The following is a 3697-nucleotide window of genomic DNA, read 5'->3' as shown; positions in this document are numbered from 1 at the left end:
TACCGAGCGCGACCGTCAGGATCGAGAGGATCAGCGCCGGGCCCCAGTGGAAGCCGAGCGCGATGTCCACCGCCAGCGCCCCGTCGAGGGCGGGCGGCGACATCGGGTTGGAGATGAACTTGTGCGTGGTCTGCGAGAAAATCGCAGCCACGAGGCCGATGATGCCGAGGAGGAGCGGCCCGAACCAGATCATCGGGCTCGTCTCATGCGCGCGCCGCATGCCGCTCGGCAGCGGCCCAAGGAACGGTTTCAGGGCCACGAGAAGCGCAACCGCGAACATCAGGGCATTGCCGGCGATGGCCGCGATCGTCGTCAGGATGCCGCGAAGGTCGGCCGTCGCGGTCGCGGCATAGACCTCCTCCTTGGCGAGGAAGCCGAAGAGCGGCGGAAGACCGCCCATCGCCGCCGCCCCGAGGATCGCAGCGGCGAAGGTCACCGGCATCTTCAGGCGAAGACCGCCGAGCGCGCGGATGTCGCGCGTTCCCGCGCCGTGGTCGATCGACCCCGCCACCATGAAGAGGCACGCCTTGGCCAGCGAATGGGCGAAGAGGTAGAGCACCGCCGCCTCGACCGCGAGCTCCGACCCGATGCCCAGCAGCATGACGAGAAGGCCGAGCGAGGCGACCGTGGTGTAGGCCAGCATCAGCTTGATGTCGCTCTGGCGCAGCGCCAGCACCGCACCGACGACGAGCGTGACGCCGCCGAACAGCGGCAAGACCGTCGCCCAGATGGCGCTGTCGCCGACCATCGGGAACATGCGCATCAGGAGATAAATGCCGGCCTTTACCATCGTCGCGGAATGGAGGTAGGCCGACACCGGCGTCGGCGCCTCCATCGCGTTGGGCAGCCAGACGTGGAACGGCATCTGCGCCGACTTCGTGAAGGCCCCGAGGAGCAGGAGGAGCAGGGCCGGCGCAAAGATGCTGCTGGTGCGGAAGGCGTCGGGCGCGTCGAGAAGAAGGCTCAGCGACGAGAGCCCGGTCCCTTCGCGGATCATCAGGAGACCTGCCAGGAGGGCCAGCCCGCCGCCGCCGGTGACGACCAGCGCCTGCACGGCGCCGCGCCGCGCCGCCTCGCGCTCGTGGTCGAAGCCGATGAGGAGGAAGCTCGTGATCGACGTCAGCTCCCAGAAGATGAAGAGCGTGATGAGATCGTCGGCCAGGACCAGGCCCAGCATCGAGCCCATGAACAGGAGGATGAAGGCGTGGAAGCGGCCGCGCTTGGAGCCGCGCGGCATGTAGCCGCCGGAATAGATGACGACGAGCGCGCCGATGAAGAGGATCAGGAACGCGAAGCCGAAGGACAGGCCATCGAGCCGGAAGGCGAAGCGCACGCCGAACGAGGGAACCCAGTCGAAGCCGAACAGAATCGGCACCCGGGCCTGAACCTGCGCGCTCTGCTGGAAGAGGATGGCGAGACCGCCGATCGGAAACAGCGCGAGGAAGACCGAACCGAGCCGGTCGAGGAGAATGATGCTGAGGGGAGCGACGAGGGCTCCTAGGAACGGAAGCGCCAGAGCGAGGAATAACAATCCGTCCGAAAGGTGGTCCATCCAGTCCCCGTGATGCCTCGCGCGCTGCGCGGCAGTCCCCATGCCGCTCTGCAGCAAAGGCTAGAGCCGGACCCCCGAATTTCAAGGTTAAACTGCCTGTGAATACCGCTTGCGTGTGGGTTCCGGGCCTCGTTGCGCTTGTGGCCGACGCCCCGCAATCCTAGCTAGGCAGCATTCGAGGAATGCCGTGAAGGAGACGACGATGGCCGAGCATCAGAAGGTGCACAAGAGCGACGCGGAATGGCGCGAGCAGCTGACGCCGGAGCAGTACCAGGTCGCGCGCGGCCACGGGACGGAACGCCCGTTCACCGGACCGAACTGGGACCAGAAGGCGGACGGACTCTACACTTGCGTATGCTGCGACCGGCCGCTGTTCCGCTCGGAGACGAAGTTCGATTCCGGCACCGGCTGGCCGAGCTTCTACCAGCCGGTCGACCCGACGTCGGTCGACGAGGTGACGGACCGCTCGCACGGCATGGTGCGGACGGAGGTTCGCTGCCACGACTGCGACGCGCATCTCGGCCATGTCTTCGACGACGGGCCGCGCCCGACGGGCCTGCGCTACTGCATGAACGGATACGCGTTGAACTTCCAGCGCGATTGAGCGACGAGCCCTTGATCCAAGACGGGGCGTCAGCGGTGCCCCGTATTCCGCCCTCCGGGCCCTGAACGGATACGCCATGCCCTTCGCCTTTCGCGACGACCTTCCCCCTCCCCCGCCTGCCGTGCGCCGTCCCGTTACGGACGAGCGCCACGGCCAGACGCGCGCCGACGACTATGCGTGGCTGCGCGCGCCGAACTGGCAGGAGATGTTCAAGGACACGAGCCTGCTGGACCCAGCGATCCGCGCTCATCTCGACGCGGAAAACGCCTATTCGAAGGCTGTGCTCGGCGACCTCGACGGGCTGAAGACGGATCTGATCGCCGAGATGCGGGCGCGCATCAAGGAGGACGACTCGTCCGTCCCGGCGCCGGACGGTCCCTATGCCTACGGGGTGTCGTATCGGCACGGCGCCGAGTATCCGCGCTTCGTCCGGCGTGCGCGCGAGGGCGGCGACGAGCGCGTCATGCTCGACGGCGAGGTCGAGGCGGAGGGATCGGACTATTTCTCTCTCGGCGGCGTCGACCACTCGCCGGATCATCGCTGGCTGGCCTGGTCGCGCGACGACAAAGGGTCTGAGTTCTACGACCTGTCCGTGCGCGATCTCGAGACGGGCGAGGATACGGCCGAACTCATCGCCGATACGAGCGGCGGCGCTGCGTGGGACGCGCGCTCGCACGGTTTCTTCTACACCCGCCTCGACGCCAACCATCGGCCGAGCCGCGTCTTCTACCATGCGCTGGGCACCGACCCGGCCGACGATCCGCTGATCTACGAGGAGACCGACACCGGCTTCTTCATGGGCGTCGGCGGCACGCAGGGGAACGGCTTCGTCATCATCGACATCCACGATCACGAAACCTCGGAAGCCTGGCTGATCCCCGCGATGAACCCGGCCGCCGAGCCGCGCCTCGTGGTGCGCCGCCAGACCGGCGTCGAGTACGATATCGACGAGGGCGACAGCACCCTCTACATCCTGACCAACGCCGACGGTGCGCGCGACTTCAAGATCGTGACGGCACCCGCCGACCTGCCCGGCAAGGAGAACTGGCGCGACCTCGTGCCCCACGAGGACGGGCGCCTGATCCTCAGCCACCTGATCCTGAAGCGCCACCTCGTCTGGCTGGAGCGGCGGGACGGCCTGCCGCGCATCGTCGTGAAGCGTCTCGCAGACGGCGCCGAGCATGTCGTGGCCTTCGAAGAGGAGGCCTACTCGCTCGGCCTCGGCGGCACCTACGAGTTCGACACCGACACGATCCGCTTCTCGTATTCGTCGATGACGACGCCGAACCAAACCTTCGAGTACGATCTGGAGACGCGCGAGCGCCGGCTCCTGAAGACGCAGGAAGTGCCGTCCGGCCACGACCCGGCGGCCTACGTCACGCGCCGCATCCATGCCCCGGCGGCCGACGGCGAGACGGTGCCGATCTCGCTCGTCTATCGCCGCGACACGCCGCTCGACGGCTCGGCCCCGTGCCTCCTCTACGGCTACGGCTCCTACGGGATGACAATTCCAGCGTCGTTCAACACCAACTGCCTGTCGC

At 67.3% G+C, this 3697-nt stretch carries 3 protein-coding genes; 2 read left to right on the top strand and 1 reads right to left on the bottom strand.

Translation table 11 applies throughout. The features are described from left to right. Positions 1 to 1552, bottom strand: a 1552-nt coding sequence (locus tag QZ753_RS12035) for a proton-conducting transporter membrane subunit (RefSeq protein ID WP_294644037.1), incomplete at its 3' end; no start/stop codon positions are given. 202 nt (positions 1553 to 1754) lie between these two features. Here QZ753_RS12035 and msrB point away from each other — a divergent pair. Both msrB and QZ753_RS12025 read left to right on the top strand, forming a co-directional pair. Then, positions 1755 to 2156: a peptide-methionine (R)-S-oxide reductase MsrB gene (msrB, locus tag QZ753_RS12030; RefSeq protein WP_294644036.1), complete on the top strand. Its 402-nt coding sequence runs from the start codon at positions 1755 to 1757 to the stop codon at positions 2154 to 2156. Between the two features lie 76 nt (positions 2157 to 2232). Continuing rightward, positions 2233 to 3697, top strand: a 1465-nt coding sequence (locus tag QZ753_RS12025; RefSeq protein WP_294644034.1) for a S9 family peptidase, incomplete at its 3' end; no start/stop codon positions are given.

The sequence above is a fragment of the uncultured Aureimonas sp. genome, from assembly GCF_913775355.1.
Lineage (GTDB): Bacteria > Pseudomonadota > Alphaproteobacteria > Rhizobiales > Rhizobiaceae > Aureimonas.
This window is presented reverse-complemented; position numbering and strand designations above follow the sequence as displayed.

Bases quoted from the DNA above. Each gene is read 5' to 3' on its own strand.
- msrB (WP_294644036.1), top strand. From the start codon at position 1,755: ATGGCCGAGCATCAGAAGGTGCACAAGAGCGACGCGGAATGGCGCGAG.